Below are 16,488 nucleotides of genomic sequence, written 5' to 3'. Positions count from 1 at the left end.
CAATTACGGCGGTTGCGGCCGCCGCACGGTCTCCACCGAACGAATGACGCAACACCATCCTGATCTTCCCGACGAGCAGGCGTACGTCGACCATGCGTACGACTGTCTCGAACAGAGCAAGCAGGCTGCCTGGCAGCTGCGGGACCTGAACGAGGCCGACCTCGGCGGCACGTTCCAGGCCCGGTTCGAGCGCAATGCGTTCGACGAGGCCCTGCTCAAGCGACTGACCGATCTCGACCTCGGCAATGCCGCACTGGTCTTCGGTCGGATCGACCGTCACGCCACCGACGACGCCGGTGCCCCGACCGACGAACTCGAGTCGTTCCACATCGGGCGCCTCGCCGTGGCCGACCCGAACGCCGAACCGGTCGTGATCGACTGGCGGGCCCCGGTCGCCGAACCGTTCTACCGCGCCACCGGCCGTGAGCCGATGGGCCTCGCCAGGCGTCGGCACTTCGCCGTCGAGGGACGCAAGCTGCTGGGGATCGAGGACGAGCTCTTCGGCGACGGGCACCTCGGCCTCGGCCACGACGAGGGCCTCGCGGAATCGTCCGGCGGCGCCGCCAACCTGCGGGGCTACAGCACGCTGATCGCGTCACTCGAGCGCGGCCGTACCGGCACGCTCGGCGACATCGTCGCCACCATCCAGGGCGAGCAGGACGAGATCATCCGATCGCCACAGGCCGGCGTCCTCGTCGTGCAGGGTGGTCCCGGCACGGGCAAGACGGTCGTGGCGCTCCACCGAGCCGCCTACCTGCTGTACACCCACCGGTTCCCGCTCGAAGACCAGGGCGTCCTCGTGATCGGGCCGAACCGCGTGTTCCTCAAGTACATCGAGCAGGTCCTGCCGAGCCTCGGCGAGGCCGGGATCGACCAGGTCACCCTCGCCGACCTCGTGCCGGGCGTGCGGTTCGCGACCCGCGACGAGGCGACCGACTCGACGCTCGCCCAGAAGATCAAGGGCGACGCTCGCATGAGCGACGTCATCGACCATGCCGTCAACGATCGTGAGCGCCCGCTGCGCGACGACCTCGTCGTGCCCTACGGCGCCGGCTACGTCCGGCTCCGTGCCGAGGAGTCGGCCCGGATCGTCAAGCAGGCACGCCGCCGGTTCCGTCGTCACAACGCGGCGCGGCGCTGGGTCGAGGGCGAGTTCTACAACGCGCTCGCCGATTCGTCCCGTGCCGACGTCTCGCCCCGGCAGGTCCGTGGCGAGATCCGCTCGCTGCCCGAGGTCCGCGAGGCGCTCGACCGGATGTGGCCGGTCCTGACGCCCGCCCAACTGTTGCACGACCTCTTCGGGTCGATGGCGCTGTTGCGACTCGCCGCCGGCGACGTGTTCGCCGAGCACGAGTACAAGGCGCTGCACCGTGCACGCAGCGAGCACGTCGACGATGTGCGCTGGACGCCGGCCGACGTGGCCTTGCTCGACGACGCTCGCGAGGTGCTCGGCCCGAAGCCCGGCAAGGGCGGCAAGATCGACGAGGCGGACGAGATCCGCACGTTCGGGCACATCGTCATCGACGAGGTCCAGGACCTCACGCCGATGCAGCTCAAGATGGCGACGCGTCGTTCGCTCAACGGGTCGATGACGGTCGTCGGCGACATCGCCCAGGCGACGGGCCCGCTGGCACCCGATCGCTGGGAGGACGTGCTCGAGTACCTGCCCGACCGCAAGCCGCCTCGCGTCATCGGTCTCTCCGTCGGTTACCGCATCCCGTCGCAGATCATGACGCTCGCCAACCGGGTGATGCGTGCGGCGACGCCGGGTCTGCGTGCGCCCGAGTCGGTGCGGGTCGGCGACGCCGAACCTCGGATCGAGCAGGTGGCGTCACGCAACGACGGTGTGGTCACCGAGGTCGAGCGGTTGCGCGCCGAGCTGCCCACGGCCTCGATCGCGATCGTGGCCCCCGACGACCTGTGCGACGATCTGTCCGAGGCGCTCGTCCTGGCCGGGCACCCGCACGGCCGCGCGGCGACCGCCGGACTCGATCAGCTGCTGACCGTGGTGCCGGTGAGCGTCGTGAAGGGTCTCGAGCTCGACGCCGTCATCGTCGTCGAGCCGGCGCGGATCGTCAGCGATCAGGAGCACGGCCTCCGAGCCCTCTACGTGGCCCTGACCCGCCCCACCCAGCGACTCTCGATCGTCCACACCGACGGCCTCCCCGCTTCCCTCACCTGAACAGAAGGGGTCAGGCACCTTCTGTTCTCACAGGGGCGGGGTGCGCCAACCGTGACGTCTCGAACAGAAGGTGCCTGACCCCTTCTGTTCCGACACCGTTCGTCGTCAGGAGACGAGGATGCGTTCGCTGGCGAAGGAGCCGACCCCGACGACGCCCTGACCGTCGATGTCGACCGTCAACGTGCCGTCGGGTGACGCCGCCGTCACGACACCGCAGCTGCCGGGACGCAGCGACGACTGCTCGAGGAACTCGAGCAACCCGGGTGTGAACTCGAGCTCTTCGGGGATGCGCTTGACCGTGAACCGCTCACCGACCGGGTGGTCGGACAGCGGTGACAGATCGAGTTCGACATAGTCACTCCCCGGGATCGGGTTGCCGTGCGGACACGTCGTCGGATCGCCGAGCAGGCGGTTCATCGCCACCTCGACGTTCTCGCTGATCACGTGTTCCCACTTGCCCGCCTCGTGGTGCGCCTCGGCCCACGACAGCTGCAACACGTCGGTCAGGAAGCGCTCGGCGAGCCGGTGTCGTCGCACGACCTGCTGCGCGAGCTCGAGGCCCTTCGGCGTGAGCGAGATCTTGCCCTCGTTCGTGATCAGACCCTCACCCTCGAGGCGTCGGATCATCTCGCTGACCGCAGGCCGGCTGACTTGCAGTCGGTCGGCGATCCGCGCCTGGATCACGTCGAGGTCGTCCTCAGCGAGTTCGAAGATGCACTCGCAGTACTCTTCGAACGCCGGGTGGTGCTCACCAGCCGCAGGCATGTCGTCAGTCTACGTGAACCTCAGCCGAAGGCGGCGACGCGGGCCGCCAGCTCGACCCGGTACGCCTCGGCGCGCCGGAGCTTGATGTCCTCGTAGCCGCGAACCTGATCGGGGAGGGAGGCGATCGCCACCGCCTCGTCGAGGTTGGTGGCGTCGAGCCCGGCGACGATGGTGTCGAGCGCGGCCTCGAACTCGGGGATCATCGCCCGCTCGACCTTGCGGACCTCGGCGTAGCCGAAGGGGTCGAGCTTGGTGCCACGGAGTCGCTTCATCGCCCGGAGCGCCTTGAACGACGGGGCGCCGGTCTTGTCGAACTTCAGCTTCTTCTGCATGCCCATCGCGCGCAGCATCGGCGGATGCAGATGGTAGGTGACCCGCGTGTCGGCGCCACCGACGGCCCGGTAACGGGCCTGCGACTCGTCGAGCAGTGCCAGGCGGGCGACCTCGTACTCGTCCTTGTACGCCATCAGCTTGTGGAGGTGGCGCGCGGCGGCCTCGGTGAGGACGGTCGAGTGTTCGTCGATGCGTCGCTCGGCGCTGCGAACCCGATCGATCTGTTTCCGGAACCGCCGGGCGTCGCCGCGGTCGCCCCAGTCGGCGAGATCGTCGGCCAGCCGGTCGATGAGCTGGTCGAGCGTCTCGACGCGAGGCGTCGTGATGCCGGCGATCGCCTCGACACCGTCGGGGTCGACGACCCACTGGCGTCCGTACCGGAACGAGGCGATGTTGGTGTCGACGGCGACGCCGTTGAGTTCGATCGCCCGTTCGACGTGCTCGGGTGCGATCGGGAGTGCACCGAGTTGAGCGGCCACGCCGAGTACGAAGATGTTGGCGGTGGCGGTGCTCCCGAACAGGCCGCCGGTGACGGCACCGGCGTCGACGTAGCGGTTGTGTTCGGCCCGTGACGACTGGTCGAGGCGGCGTCGCAACACGTCGAACGACGGGAACGGCTTGCCGCCCGGGTCGACGACCATCTCGCCCGTCGGGACCGCGTCGATCGAACCGACGACGACCGTCCGGTCGGGGCTGGCACCTTCGAGATGCTTGTCGCCGGCGCCCGACAGCAGGTCGAACGACAGGTAGCAGTCGACCCCGCCCGGCACGACGTGATTCGACGACGCCGGCGCGATCCGCGACACCCGGACGTCGCTCGTGACCGTGCCGGCCTTCTGGGAGAGGCCGGTCTGGTCGAGGCCGCGGACGTGGAAGCCGTCGAGCATCGCCGCGGTGCCGATGATCTGGCTGACCGTGACCACGCCGGTGCCACCGATACCGGAGAGGCGGAGCGAGAACTCGTCCGGGTCGACCAACCACGTCGGGGTCGGGAACTCGGTCGGCGCGGCGGGGATCTCGCGCGCCTCGGGTCGGGCGTCGGGGTCGACGCTCACGGTCGCGAACGCCGGGCAATCGCCCTCGAGGCACGTCATGTCGAAGTTGCAGCTGGTCTGGTGGATCGCGGTCTTGCGGCCGTACGGGGTGTCGATCGGCTGGACCGACAAGCAGTTCGACTTGTCGCCACAGTCGCCACAACCCTCGCAGATGCGCTCGTTGATGACGACCCGGAACCCCGGCTTGGCGATCAGGCCGCGGCTGCGGGCTCGCCGCTTCTCCGCCGCGCATCCCTGGTCGTGGATCAGGACCGTCGTGCCCTTCACCGCGGCGAGCGTGGTCTGGGCCTCGTCGAACCGGACCCGGTCCCACACCTCGACGCCGGCGGGGAACGTGACGCCGTCGAAACGCTCGGGGGCGTCGGAGGTCACGATGATGCGTCGGACACCCTCGGCCTTCAGCATCGTCGCGATCTCGGGGACGTCGACGGCGCCGGCTGCGTCCTGGCCGCCGGTCATCGCCACGGTGCCGTTGTGCAACAGCTTGTAGGTGATGTCGGTGCCGGCAGCGACCGATGCCCGGATCGCCAGCGAGCCGGAGTGGAAGAACGTGCCGTCGCCGAGGTTCTGGATCAGGTGGTCGCGTTCGACGAACGGCTGCATGCCGATCCACTGGGTGCCCTCGTTGCCCATGCAGGTCAGGCCGACCATGTCGCCGACCCGCTCGGGGTCCATCAACGCGATCATGCCGTGGCAGCCGATCCCGCCGCCGACCAGGGTGCCCGACTCGGTTCGGGTGCTGCGGTTGTGCGGGCACCCCGAGCAGTAGAACGGCGCACGGTTGACGGTGAGTGGGATGAGGTCGCGCTGGCGTTCGGGTGGCGGCTCGGGCGCGAGTCGGTCGGCGATCCGCTTCGACAGGTGGTGGCGCAGCGCCGGGACGATCGTGGTGGCGTCGAGTAGGCCGTTGTAGGGGAGCAGGGAGCGACCCTCCTCGTCGATCTTGCCCCAGACGCGCGGCCGGTCCGGGACGTCGTAGAGGGCGTCGCGGACGAGGAGTTCGAGGGTCGGGTTCTTCTCCTCGACGACGATCACGTCGCTCAGCCCCTGGGCGAAGCGTCGCACGTCGTGGCGGTCGAGCGGGAGCGGCATCATCAGCTGCGCGAGCCGGATGCCCGCGGCGCGCAGGTCGTCGTCGGTGTCGAGGCCGATCAGCCGGAGCGCCTCGCGCAGTTCGTGGTAGGTGTGGCCGGACGCCGCGATGCCGACCCAGTCGTCGCCGGAGTAGACGGTCGCCCGGTTGAGCCGGTTCAGCACGGCGTACTCGCGTGCGATCTGGGTGCGAACCTCGTGGAACTCCTGCTCCATCTCCAACGTGTACGGCGTGATCAGTCGGCCGTTGGGCTGCGGCACGTAGGGCTTCCCGTCGACTTCCCATTCCGGGATGATCGGCGTCACGCGCTCGGGGTGCACGTCGATCGTGCCGGTGCCGTCGGCGACCGCCGTCACCACCTTCAGTCCGGCCCAGATCCCCGACGCCCGCGACACGGCGACGGCGTGACGGCTGAGATCGAGCGCTTCCTGGGCGTCACCGGGGTACAGCACCGGCATGTGGAGGTCGTGCAACGTCGCGTCGCTCGACGTCGGCAGGGTCGACGACTTGGCACTCGGATCGTCGCCGACCACGGCGACGACGCCACCCTTGGGTGCGGCACCGGCGAACACGCCGTGTCGGATCGCATCACTCGCCCGGTCGAGGCCGGGCGCCTTGCCGTACCAGATGCCGAGCACGCCGTCGTACTTGCAGTCGTCGAGGGTGACGGCGAGCTGGCTGCCCATCACCGCCGTCGCGCCGAGCTCTTCGTTCACGCCGCGTTGGTTGACGATCGGCAGATCGGGCACGGCCCTGATCGCCCGGTCGACCTCGTCGCCGTAGGCGCCGACCGGTGATCCCTGATAGCCGCTGATGAACGCAGCGGTGTTCAGCCCGGCAGCCCGGTCGATCAACAGCTGGTCGAGTGGCAGACGGGCGATCGCCTGGAGTCCCGAGACGAAGACCCGGCCGTCTTGTCGGCGGTACCGGTCGGCGAGCTCGTAGGCGGACACGTCCGGTCGTGCGGTATCGGTCACACCCTCATACTGCCCCAACTCGCGCCGCTCGTCATTCGCGACACCCCGATGTCGCTCCTCCGGGCGACACGGATCGGGTTGTGGCCCGTGTGGCACACTCGATGCCGTGATCGTCGTCGTCGGAGAAGCACTGATCGACCTCGTGATCGACCCGGACGGGTCGGTGGAGGCAGCGGCCGGCGGCGCCCCGTTCAACACCGCACGTGGGGTGGGGCGTCTCGGTGGCGACGTCGCGTTCGCCGGCGCGCTCGGGACCGACCGGTTCGGGACGATGCTGGCACGTCGTCTCGCCGACGACGGGGTCGACACGTCGACCGCTCCACGGGTCGACCTGCCGACGACGCTCGCCGCCGCCGAACTCGACGAACACGGCGCGGCGTCGTACCGCTTCTACTTCGCCGGCACCACGGCCCCGGCACTCGACGCGCCGCCGACGACGACGGGCGACGTCCTGTTCGCCGGCGGTCTCGGTCTCGTCCTCGAACCCATGGCCGACACGGTCGCGGCGACGGTCGCCGGTTTCGACGGGATGACGATGGTCGACGTCAACTGTCGGCCGCACATCATCCCCGATCGTCAGCGGTACGTCGATCGGGTTCGAGACATCCTGCTCCACACCGACGTCGTGAAGGTGAGCGACGACGACCTCGATTATCTCGTCCCGGGTGCGGCGCCGCTCGATGCCGCTCGCGGCCTGCTCGAGCGGGGGCCGAAGGTGGTGCTGCTCACCGCCGGAGCGGACGGCGCCCACGTCGTGACCGGATCAGGCGAGCGGCGCGTGCCGTCGATGCCGGTCGACGTCGTCGACACCGTCGGTGCGGGCGACTCGTTCGGGGCCGGGTTCCTGGTCGCGTGGGCCGACGGCGGCGACCTGACGGCGTTCGACGATCTCGACCGCCTGGCCGATGCCGCCGCGTTCGGCGCCCGCGTCGCGGCGATCGTCTGTACCCGCCGCGGTGCCGACCCGCCGACCCGCCCGGAAGTCGTCGGTTGATGTCAGACATCAACCGACCGGGTGTGTGTGACCCGACGCCCGGGTCGGTCGGTTGATGTCTGACATCAACCGACCATCAACCGACCGGGTGTCAGGCGGAGACCTCGGACGGCAGCAGATCGAGGATGAACTCGGTCCGGCCGTGATGGCCGTCCACGACCATGCACCCCAGTTCGTCACCGACCCGCCGGATCGCGCCCGACCGGTGTGACGACCGCATCACGAGACGGGTGTAGTGCAGCTGCCGCGCCCGCTCGACCATCGCCCGGCCGAGCTCGGTGCCCAGGCCCTCGTTGCGGTACTCGGGCGCGACGGCGAGGAAGAGTTCGCCGGCACCGTCGATGCGGGCCAACCCGACGACCTGCGCTTCGACGAAGACCGCCATCCGGAACCCGCCGCGCTGGCGGAGCGACGCGAGCAACGCCCGCGTCGGCTTGGGACGGCTGCTCGCGGTCGGGCCGAAGTAGCGACGCTCGACCTGCAAGCGGGTGAGGAACTCGTCGATGTCGCCGGCCAGTGATGGATGGTCGGCCGCGACGATCAGGGCCTCGACGGTGTCGGTGTCCTCGTTGTGCATGCCCACGATCATGACGGCACGACTTGAACGAGGCCGGTCGGGCGTGTGAACCCTGTGTTTCCGATCTGCGATCAGACGAGATAGTGCCGGACGGCGAGCCGCTCGGCACTGTCGTCGCCGGGCACCGGTAGCTGGCAGTTCACCCGCAGGCTCGGCCACTCCAGCGGGGCCAACTGCTGGTACTCGAAGGTCAACTCACCCGCCGCCGGGTGGTGGAACCGTCGGATCCGTGTCTCGAAGCCGGACACGTCGTGTTCGCGCCACCAGCGGGCGAAGTCGTCACTCACGCCGTGGAGCCGGTCGACGAGCTCGGCGAAGCCGGGGTCGCCGCGCAGGGTCGAGGTGCCGGCACGGAACTCGGCGAGTGCTTGTCGGGCGTGGATGTCCCAGTCGACGATCAGCTCCCGCGTCGCCGGGTCGCCGAACAGCACCCACAGCAGGTTGCGCTCGACGCCGTCGAGTTCGACGATACGCGGGTACAGGCGGGCCTGCGCTGCGTTCCACGCGAGGAACTCCCAGCGCGGTCCGAGCACGTAGGCGGGTGCCGGGTCGAGCGCCTCGATCAGTCGGACCAGTGCCGTCGGCGCCTCCTGGGGTGCCTCGACCGGTGCGGCGGAGGGCTGCGCGATCGCCAGGAGGTGCTCGATGCCGGCGTCGTCGAGCTTGAGAGCTCGACCGATCGCGGCGAGCACGTCGTCAGAGGCGTTGATGCGTCGCCCCTGCTCGAGCCACGTGTACCACGTGAGTGAGACACCGGCGAGCATCGCCACCTCTTCGCGCCGGAGGCCGGGCGTGCGCCGCCGCGACGCTCCTCGCGGCAGACCGACCTGCTCGGGGGTGACCGCGTCACGCCGAGCGCGCAGGAACTCCGCGAGTTCGCTGCGGTGATCGGTCGTCTGACTCATCCGACCCAGTCGACCACATCCTCACCCCCGGGTGCCAGGTGCCACCCCCACCCGTCATCCGACCTGTGATGCAGGGTCGAGCGTGCAGGACGGTCGGACGAGGTCAGACCTCATCCGACCTGTGATGCAGGGTCGAGCGTGCAGGACGGTCGGATGAGGTCTGACCTCATCCGACCGTCGTCGGGTCACGGGGCGCGGTAGGTGCGGCACGGTTGGCCGCGGAGCGAATCGCAGGCCGGCGCCGGATCGGGTGCGTCGATGCCATCGACGACCGGGAGGACGAGCCGAGACGGGGTGATCGTGTCGTGACCGATGGTGACCTGCTCGCCCTGGGCGATCGTGGTGTCGAACGCCCAGACGGCGCGGTTGCCGCCGGGTGCGTCGACGACGAGCCGCAGCTGCGAACCGGCGCGGAAGACGTGCCCGACCGGCAGGATCTCGACCCGGACGAGTTCGAACTCGCCGTCGGGCAACGGCGCCGCGTCGGCCTCGAGGTGGGTGGCGACCGGCCGCAGCTCGGTCGACGCAGCCTCGTCGAGGGCGCGATGCGAGGCCCGCAGCCAACCGCTCTGCACGTACAGCTCCTGACCATCGGGGCGAACCTCGGTGAGGGTCACCTCGACGTCGGTGTCGCCCAGGTTCGACTGGAGGAAGAGGTCGACCGACCCCGAACCGATCACGGCGACGTCCTCGGCGAGCGGTTCGGTGAGCCAGCCGGCGTACGTGCCGGGGCCCGACTCCTGCCAGTCATAGGTGACGTCGACCGTCCAGATACTCGAGCTCGACCCCTCGTAGAACGTCTGCGGAATGGCCTCGGGCAGCGCCAGGTACGTGGTCGATGCCGGCTCGGCGTCGGTCGGCTCGCTCGCGAGCACGCCACCGGACACGCCGTCACCCGACAGGTACCACGCCGTCGCCTGGGCGTCCGGGATCGGCCAGGCGTCGAACCCGGCCGAGTAGCGGGGGAGCGGTGTGAGCGGCGGCAGACCGTCGGCCGCACCCTCCTCGAACAACACCTCGATCGGGGGCTCGGCCTCGAACGCGGTCAGCGCCTCGTCGTACGTCATCCCGGCGAAGCGATCGCCATCGGGCAACGTGGCGGCGTCGGTCCCGAAGATGCCGGCGGCGAGCAGCGGCGCGACCGTTCGGGCGCCGTCGAGCGACGGGACCCGCTCGGCGACGTACAGGTCGAGGAACTCGACGAACCGGGGGAAGACCGCCGGTCCGATCGACTCGGTGTGGAGGCCGTTCGTCAGCGAGGCGTAGAAGGCGTCGGTGCCGGTGAAGCCGTCGAGCATGGTGGCGAAGTGACCGCCGGTCTGCTCGTCCTGCCACGCCCCGGCGACGAACGTCGGCACGGTGATCTCGTCGACGAACGTCCGGGGCGCGACCTCGCCGGAGGTCGCTTCGGTCCAGAACGGGTTGTCGAGGATCACGGCCGTCTGGTCGACGTTCTGGAGCCGGAGCAGCTGGTTGTCGGTGCACGTGTCGTCACCCGCGGCGATGCGGGCGGCGGCCCAGGCCTGGCCTTCGGGTTCGGCGTCGGCCTCACGGGCCTCGCTCCACGGGACGGCGAAGCCGGTGTTGAGGATGCCGCCCGGGTACAGGGTCGAGGCGTAGCTGTCGGCGATGACGCTGAACGGGGTGATCGCCGCGAGGCTCGGCGGTTGCGTTCGGGCGACGAACAGCTGGCTGATGCCGGGATACGACACCCCGACCATGCCGACCCGGCCGCCGAGCGCCCACGGTTGGGCGGCGACGACCTCGATCGCGTCGTACCCGTCGGTGCTCTGGGCGTGTTCGAAGTAGCGGAACGAGCCGCCGGAGCATCCGGTGCCGCGCATGTTGACACCGACGTAGGCGTACCCGAGCGCGTTGAACAGGTCGGGGAAGCCCGTCGATCCGGGGTCGCTCGGCGTGTAGCCGGAGTATTCGACCACGGTCGGGTACGGCCCGTCGCCCGGTTCGCCCGGGAGCCACACGCTCGCCGACAGCGTCGTGCCGTCACGGGTGGTGATGTAGCCGAGCCCGTCGGTCGGCAGGCGCTGTTCGGCGTAGAACGACGGCGTCGGGGTGTCGCCGAACCCGATCACCTTGACCTCCGACGAGACCGACGCCTCGTCGCGAACGCGCACGATCGTTCCGCCGTCGAGGTCACGGAAGATCAGCGCTCCGTTGGCGTCGGTCGGAAAAGCGGCGAGCGTCGATCCGTCCCGATCGACGAGGGTGAGCAGGGTGTCGGGCTCGGCGCCGCGCACGGTCACCTGCTCGATGCCCGGCGACACCGAGAACGTCGCCCTGACCTCGGGCGACGGCGGCAACGTCGTCGGTGCGGGTCGGGTCGTCGGCGCGGGCGGCACCGTCGGGAGCACCTCGCCGTCGTCCCCGTTCCCGTCGCCACCGTTGCCGGCGTCACCGTCGTTCGCGTCCGGTGCAGTCGTGCTGCTGGGTGGGATGAACGCCGACGGCTCCGGTCCGGTGTCGACCGGGGTGCTGGTGACGTCGCCGCCGCTACACGCGGCGACGACGGAGGCGAATGCGATGACGATGGCGGTGCGCCGCATGGTCCACCATCTTGGCCGCCCGGTACGGTGGCCGCCGTGGCAGAACTCGAAGTCCTGGTCGACGACGTCCGACGTCTGGTGGAGGTGGAGTCACCGTCGCTCGACGTCGACGCCTGCACGGCGTCGGCGGAGAACCTCGCGGCGCTGATCGAGGAGCGCACCGGTCGAGCGGCGTCGTTGATCGACAGTCCGGTCGGTCCGCACGTGCACTGGTCGGGCGGCGGCGAGCCGTCGGTGCTGATCCTCGGTCACCACGACACGGTGTTCCCGCTGGGTGCTCTGGCCGAGCGTCCGTTCCGTCACGCCGACGGCAAACTCACGGGTCCCGGCGTGTTCGACATGAAGGCGGGCATCGTGCAGGCGATCCATGCCGTCGCCGAACTCGACGACGCGTCGGGCGTGGAGATGCTGTTCACCGCCGACGAGGAGGTCGGCTCCGCTGCGTCACGTGACCTGCTCGAGGAGCGGGCACAGGCGTGCGGCAACGTGCTCGTGCTCGAACCGAGCGGCGACGGTGGCGCCATCAAGACCGGCCGCAAGGGCGCCGGCACCTTCGAAGTCGTCGTGCACGGCCGTGCGTCGCATGCCGGGCTCGACCCCGATGCCGGGATCAACTCCCTGATCGAGGCGGCACACCAGGTGCTCGTGATCGCCTCGATCGGCGACGCCGCGGCCGGCACCACGGTCACGCCGACCGTCGCGAAGGCCGGCACCGCCGACAACGTCGTGCCCGCCGAGACCCGCGTCCGCGTCGACGTGCGCGTCACCGGGCCGGAGGAGAAGGACCGCGTCGAGGCGGCGATGGCGGCGCTCACCCCGGTCGACGAGCGTGCCACGATCGAGGTGCTCGGCCGGATCGGGCGCCCACCGATGCCGGAGTCGGCGTCGGCCACCCTCTTCCCGCTCGCGCAGCAAGCCGATCCCGGTGTGGTCGGCGTCGCCGTCGGTGGGGCGAGCGACGGCAACTTCACCGCTGCGCTCGGCGTCCCGACGCTCGACGGCCTCGGGGCCGTCGGCGGCGGCGCCCACGCCGATCACGAGTGGGTCGACGCATCGACGCTGCCGGCTCGCGTGGCGCTGCTGCGCGGGATCCTGGAGCGGATCCCGGCGCCGTGACGATGGGGTGACGCTGGCGTGGCTACGGCGTGACGACGAGCTTGCCGAGCGCCTTGCGGTCCATCAGGGCCCGCATCGCCTCGCCGGCCCGGTCGAGCGGGAAGCGCTCCGACACGTGCGGCGCCAGGTCGCCGCTCGCGACCCAGTCGATCAACTGCTGGCTGATGGCGGCGTTCTTGTCCGGCTCGCGCATCGTCATCGCGCCGTAGAACACCCCGATGATCTGGCAGCTCTTCAACAGCGCCAGGTTGAGCGGGATGGCCGGGATGCCGGCCGTGAACCCGATCACCAGGAAGCGGCCTTCCCACCCGATCGCCCGCAGGGCCAGTTCGGCCTTGTCACCGCCGACGCAGTCGTAGACCACGTCGACGCCGTTGCCGTTCGTGAGTTCCTTGGCGCGGTCCTTGAGGTTCTCGGTCGCGTAGTTGATCGTCTCGTCGGCACCGCGCTGGCGGCACAGCTCGAGCTTCTCCTCGCTCGACGCCGCGGCGATCACGCGGGCACCCATCAGCTTGCCGATCTCGACCGCCGACAGGCCGACGGCGCCGCCGGCACCGGTGACGAGCATCGTCTCGCCGGGCTGCAGTTCGCCGCGATATTTCAGGCCGTAGAGCGTGGTGCCGTAGGCGTAGTTGAGGCCGGTGACGACCTCGAAGTCGACCCCGTCGGGGAGGCGCTTCGCGGCGAGGGCGGGGATCACCATCTTCTCGGCGTACGCACCGGTCGTGCCGAGGCCGCCGACGACCCGGTCACCGACCTGCCAGCCGTCGACCCCGGGGCCCACCTCGGACACCACGCCCGCACCCTCGGCGCCGGGGATGTACGGCGGCGTCGGGTGGAACTGGTACTTGTCCTCGAGCATCAAGGTGTCGGGGAACGTGACCGCCGCCGCCTTCACGTCGATGACGAGTTCGCCCTCGCCCGCCACCGGATCGTCGAGCTCGTCGACCGTCAGATCCTCAGGAGCCCCGAACGCATGACACACCACAGCCTTCATGGACGCAGACACTAGGTGACCGGGTCGACGTCGGTTGATGTCAGACATCAACCGACCAGCAAGGCGGGTGGCCGTCGCAGACCGGTCGGTTGATGTCTGACATCAACCGACCAGGTGCGAGTTCGTCAGTCTTCGAGTTCGAGGAGGGAGCTGCCGGTGAGGGTGCCGGCGTTGCGGTAGACGTCGAGCTTCTGGCGGCTGTCGGTGATGTCGAGGTTCCGCATCGTGAGCTGACCGATGCGGTCGAGCGGACCGAACGCGGCGTCCTCCACCCGCTCCATCGACAGGCGCTCGGGTTCGTACGTGAACACACCCTTGGTGTCGACCGTGTCGAGGATCGAGTAGTCGTCGCCCCGCCGCAGGCGGATGTGCACCTCGCCCGACACCGCCGAGCCGACCCAGCGCAGGAGTGGCTCGCGCAGCATCAGCGACTGCGGGTCGAACCAGCGACCCTCGTACAGCAAGCGACCGAGGCGACGCCCCATCGTGGCGTAGTTCTCGAGGGTGTTCTCGTTGTGGATCGCGGTGAGCAGCCGCTCGTAGGCGATCTGGAGCAGCGCCAGCGCCGGCCCCTCGTAGATGCCGCGCGACTTGGCCTCGATGATGCGGTTCTCGATCTGGTCGCTCATGCCGAGGCCGTGACGACCGCCGATCGCATTCGCCTCGAGCACGAGGTCGACCTGCGACTCGAACTCGTTGCCGTTGATGGCGACGGGCCAACCGTCCTCGAACGTGACCGAGACGTCTTCCGGCTCGATCGCAACCGATTGGTCCCAGTGTGCGACGCCCATGATCGGCTTGACGATCTCCATGCCGGTGCCGAGCTCTTCGAGTGCCTTGGCCTCGTGGGTGGCGCCCCAGATGTTGGCGTCGGTGGAGTAGGCCTTCTCGACCGAGTCGCGGTACGGCAGATCGCGGGCCTGCAGGAACTCGCTCATGCCGGTGCGACCACCCAACTCGTCGACGAACTCGGGGTCGAGCCACGGCTTGTAGATCCGCAGGTTCGGGTTGACCATCAGCCCGTAGCGGTAGAACCGCTCGATGTCGTTGCCCTTGTAGGTGGAACCGTCGCCCCACACGTCGACGCCGTCCTCCTTCATCGCCCGCACCAGCAGCGTGCCGGTGACCGCACGACCGAGCGGGGTCGTGTTGAAGTAGGTGCGGCCGGCGGTGCGGATGTGGAACGCGCCGCACTGCAGCGCCATCAGGCCTTCGCGCACGAGCTCGTCCCGGCAGTCGACGAGGCGGGCCTCCTCGGCGCCGTACACCTTCGCCCGACCGGGCACACCCGACAGGTCGGGCTCGTCGTACTGGCCGAGGTCGGCGGTGTACGTGTACGGGATCGCCCCGCGCTCACGCATCCACGCGACCGCAGCGGAGGTGTCGAGACCTCCGGAGAACGCGATTCCGACCCGGTCTCCGACCGGCAGCGACATGAGCACCTTCGACATGGGGTTCGAAGCTACCGGACGGTGTCGTCGGCCGACTCGGCCGATCCGTCGCCGGCACCGACGTCGACCGGCCGGTAGGTCCCGGTGAGTGACGCCGCCGACACGGCGAAGGCGAGGCCGGCGACGAGGAGCTCGACCGCCGCGAGCCGCGGCGCGCGTCCGAGGTCGACGATGCCGAACACGGCGGTGACCAGCGAGGCGCCCATCCCGTACCACGCCATCCGCCGCATGTTGTTGAACGCAGCGATCGTCATCAGCAGCGGCGCCACGAACGGGGCCAGCCGGATGATCGGCGACCGAGGGTCGGCCCGCGGTCCGAGCCACCAGGTGGACAGACCGAGTTGCACGCTCGTGCTCCACACCGCGGCGAACGCCACGATGACGGAGATCCACAGGCAGGCGGTGACGACCCGCCAACCCGTCGCCAACTCACCGGCACGTGGTGCCTCGACGAGGCGGACCTGCTCGGTCACGACGCCGGGCGGCGGCGGGAGCGTGGTGGAGGCGTCGGTGGCCTGGGACTCGGGCACACGACGACTCTACGGGGTCGCTCCGCCGGTGCCCCGGCGGGCGTGCTGTGGCTCTCAGCTCGCTTCCGGTTACTGTCGCTGCTCGTGGCGGATACGACCAACTCAGCCGGACCGACCGGCCCGACCTTCCAGAAGCTCTCGGTCTTCTACCCGATGTGGAACGAGGAGGACTACATCGAACGCGCCCTCGCGTTCGGGAAGCGGGCCTGCGAGGGCCTGGTCGAACGGGGTGACATCCAGGACTACGAGCTGATCGTCATCGACGACAAGTCGACCGACCGCACGCCCGAACTCGCCGATGCGCTCGCCGCTGGCGACCCGCACATCCGGGTCATCCACCACGAACGCAACCGCAAGCTCGGCGGCTCCATGAAGACCGGGTTCGCGGCAGCGACCGGCGACCTGATCCTCTACACCGACGCCGACCTGCCGTTCGACATGAACGAGTTGCCGCGAGCGGTCCGCATCCTGCGCGAGTACGACGTCGACATCATCTCGGCGTACCGCTTCGACCGCACGGGCGAGGGCACGCTGCGGGCGGTCTACACCTTCGTCTACAACGGGCTCATCAAGGCGCTGTTCGGCGTCAAGGTTCGCGACATCAACTTCGCCTTCAAGCTGTGCCGGGCACGCATCTTCGACCACATCGAGCTCAAGTCGGAAGGCTCGTTCATCGACGCCGAGCTCGTCATCCGGGCGACCCGCATGGGGTACGAGATCATGCAGATGGGCGTCGACTACTTCCCCCGCACGCGCGGAGAGTCGACCCTCAGCTCACCGGGCGTGATCGGCACGATCCTGAAGGAGATGTGGTCGTTGCGGGCCGATCTCGACCAGGTCGAACGCGTCCGCTGATGCTGTCTCGTCAGAGCGCTGCCCACCGGCTGAAATAACGACGCGACCAGGGAATCGCGCGGCCGGGGGAGGGGTTGTCTCCTTGTAGCCTGGT

At 69.5% G+C, this 16,488-nt stretch carries 12 protein-coding genes; 4 read left to right on the top strand and 8 right to left on the bottom strand.

Annotated elements, in window-relative coordinates; translation table 11 throughout:
• Window positions 1-43 precede the first annotated feature (43 nt).
• Window positions 44-2,182, top strand: coding sequence for a HelD family protein (locus tag BDK89_RS16130; protein WP_133869929.1), 2,139 nt, complete (start codon window positions 44-46; stop codon window positions 2,180-2,182).
• A gap of 105 nt (window positions 2,183-2,287) precedes the next feature.
• Here BDK89_RS16130 and BDK89_RS16125 read toward each other — a convergent pair whose 3' ends face one another.
• Together BDK89_RS16125 and BDK89_RS16120 are read right to left on the bottom strand one after the other, a co-directional pair.
• The gene (locus BDK89_RS16125; RefSeq protein ID WP_133869928.1) at window positions 2,288-2,947 is read right to left on the bottom strand and encodes a metal-dependent transcriptional regulator; all 660 of its coding nucleotides are present in this window, start codon (window positions 2,945-2,947) and stop codon (window positions 2,288-2,290) included.
• A gap of 20 nt (window positions 2,948-2,967) precedes the next feature.
• Complete coding sequence (locus tag BDK89_RS16120) at window positions 2,968-6,405, bottom strand: indolepyruvate ferredoxin oxidoreductase family protein (RefSeq protein ID WP_133869927.1); 3,438 nt, start codon at window positions 6,403-6,405, stop codon at window positions 2,968-2,970.
• 106 nt (window positions 6,406-6,511) lie between these two features.
• On the opposite strand from BDK89_RS16120, the gene BDK89_RS16115 reads away from it, so the two are divergent.
• Entirely contained in the window at window positions 6,512-7,399 is an 888-nt protein-coding gene (locus BDK89_RS16115) for a carbohydrate kinase family protein (protein ID WP_133869926.1), read from the top strand.
• A gap of 91 nt (window positions 7,400-7,490) precedes the next feature.
• Here the strand turns inward: BDK89_RS16115 and BDK89_RS16110 are convergent, their stop codons facing one another.
• From BDK89_RS16110 to BDK89_RS16100, 3 genes are all read right to left on the bottom strand, one after another.
• Window positions 7,491-7,976 (bottom strand): GNAT family N-acetyltransferase, encoded by a 486-nt coding sequence (locus BDK89_RS16110; RefSeq protein ID WP_166657626.1) that lies wholly within the window; start codon window positions 7,974-7,976, stop codon window positions 7,491-7,493.
• A gap of 71 nt (window positions 7,977-8,047) precedes the next feature.
• A complete protein-coding gene (locus tag BDK89_RS16105) occupies window positions 8,048-8,881 on the bottom strand; it encodes a helix-turn-helix domain-containing protein (RefSeq protein ID WP_133869924.1) in 834 nt (277 codons plus the stop codon).
• 185 nt (window positions 8,882-9,066) lie between these two features.
• Window positions 9,067-11,445, bottom strand: coding sequence for a CocE/NonD family hydrolase (locus BDK89_RS16100; RefSeq protein WP_133869923.1), 2,379 nt, complete (start codon window positions 11,443-11,445; stop codon window positions 9,067-9,069).
• 27 nt (window positions 11,446-11,472) lie between these two features.
• On the opposite strand from BDK89_RS16100, the gene BDK89_RS16095 reads away from it, so the two are divergent.
• Window positions 11,473-12,561, top strand: a complete 1,089-nt coding sequence (locus BDK89_RS16095; RefSeq protein WP_133869922.1) for a M20 family metallopeptidase — start codon at window positions 11,473-11,475, stop codon at window positions 12,559-12,561.
• Between the two features lie 22 nt (window positions 12,562-12,583).
• Here BDK89_RS16095 and BDK89_RS16090 read toward each other — a convergent pair whose 3' ends face one another.
• The 3 genes from BDK89_RS16090 to BDK89_RS16080 all read right to left on the bottom strand — a co-directional run bounded on the left by BDK89_RS16090 (window position 12,584) and on the right by BDK89_RS16080 (window position 15,539).
• A complete protein-coding gene (locus BDK89_RS16090) occupies window positions 12,584-13,558 on the bottom strand; it encodes an NADPH:quinone oxidoreductase family protein (RefSeq protein WP_133869921.1) in 975 nt (324 codons plus the stop codon).
• A 125-nt stretch (window positions 13,559-13,683) separates the two neighbouring features.
• Window positions 13,684-15,009 (bottom strand): argininosuccinate synthase, encoded by a 1,326-nt coding sequence (argG, locus tag BDK89_RS16085; protein WP_133869920.1) that lies wholly within the window; start codon window positions 15,007-15,009, stop codon window positions 13,684-13,686.
• 11 nt (window positions 15,010-15,020) lie between these two features.
• Complete coding sequence (locus tag BDK89_RS16080) at window positions 15,021-15,539, bottom strand: hypothetical protein (RefSeq protein WP_133869919.1); 519 nt, start codon at window positions 15,537-15,539, stop codon at window positions 15,021-15,023.
• A gap of 84 nt (window positions 15,540-15,623) precedes the next feature.
• Between BDK89_RS16080 and BDK89_RS16075 the strand changes: the two genes are divergently transcribed.
• On the top strand, window positions 15,624-16,394 hold the full coding sequence (locus BDK89_RS16075; protein ID WP_243839192.1) for a glycosyltransferase family 2 protein: 771 nt from the start codon (window positions 15,624-15,626) through the stop codon (window positions 16,392-16,394).
• The last annotated feature ends 94 nt before the right edge of the window (window positions 16,395-16,488 follow it).

Source organism: Ilumatobacter fluminis, from assembly GCF_004364865.1.
In the GTDB taxonomy this organism is placed as follows: Bacteria; Actinomycetota; Acidimicrobiia; order Acidimicrobiales; family Ilumatobacteraceae; genus Ilumatobacter; species Ilumatobacter fluminis.
The sequence above is the reverse complement of the archived record's forward strand: the minus strand, read 5'-3'. Positions and strand labels throughout refer to the sequence as shown.

What these genes read in the sequence shown, in the direction of transcription:
- BDK89_RS16100 (WP_133869923.1), bottom strand. Translation starts at nt 11,445, where the DNA reads ATGCGGCGCACCGCCATCGTCATCGCATTCGCCTCCGTCGTCGCCGCG.
- BDK89_RS16110 (WP_166657626.1), bottom strand. Translation starts at nt 7,976, where the DNA reads ATGCACAACGAGGACACCGACACCGTCGAGGCCCTGATCGTCGCGGCC.
- BDK89_RS16130 (WP_133869929.1), top strand. Translation starts at nt 44, where the DNA reads ATGACGCAACACCATCCTGATCTTCCCGACGAGCAGGCGTACGTCGAC.
- argG (WP_133869920.1), bottom strand. Translation starts at nt 15,009, where the DNA reads ATGTCGAAGGTGCTCATGTCGCTGCCGGTCGGAGACCGGGTCGGAATC.
- BDK89_RS16090 (WP_133869921.1), bottom strand. Translation starts at nt 13,558, where the DNA reads ATGAAGGCTGTGGTGTGTCATGCGTTCGGGGCTCCTGAGGATCTGACG.
- BDK89_RS16105 (WP_133869924.1), bottom strand. Translation starts at nt 8,881, where the DNA reads ATGAGTCAGACGACCGATCACCGCAGCGAACTCGCGGAGTTCCTGCGC.
- BDK89_RS16125 (WP_133869928.1), bottom strand. Translation starts at nt 2,947, where the DNA reads ATGCCTGCGGCTGGTGAGCACCACCCGGCGTTCGAAGAGTACTGCGAG.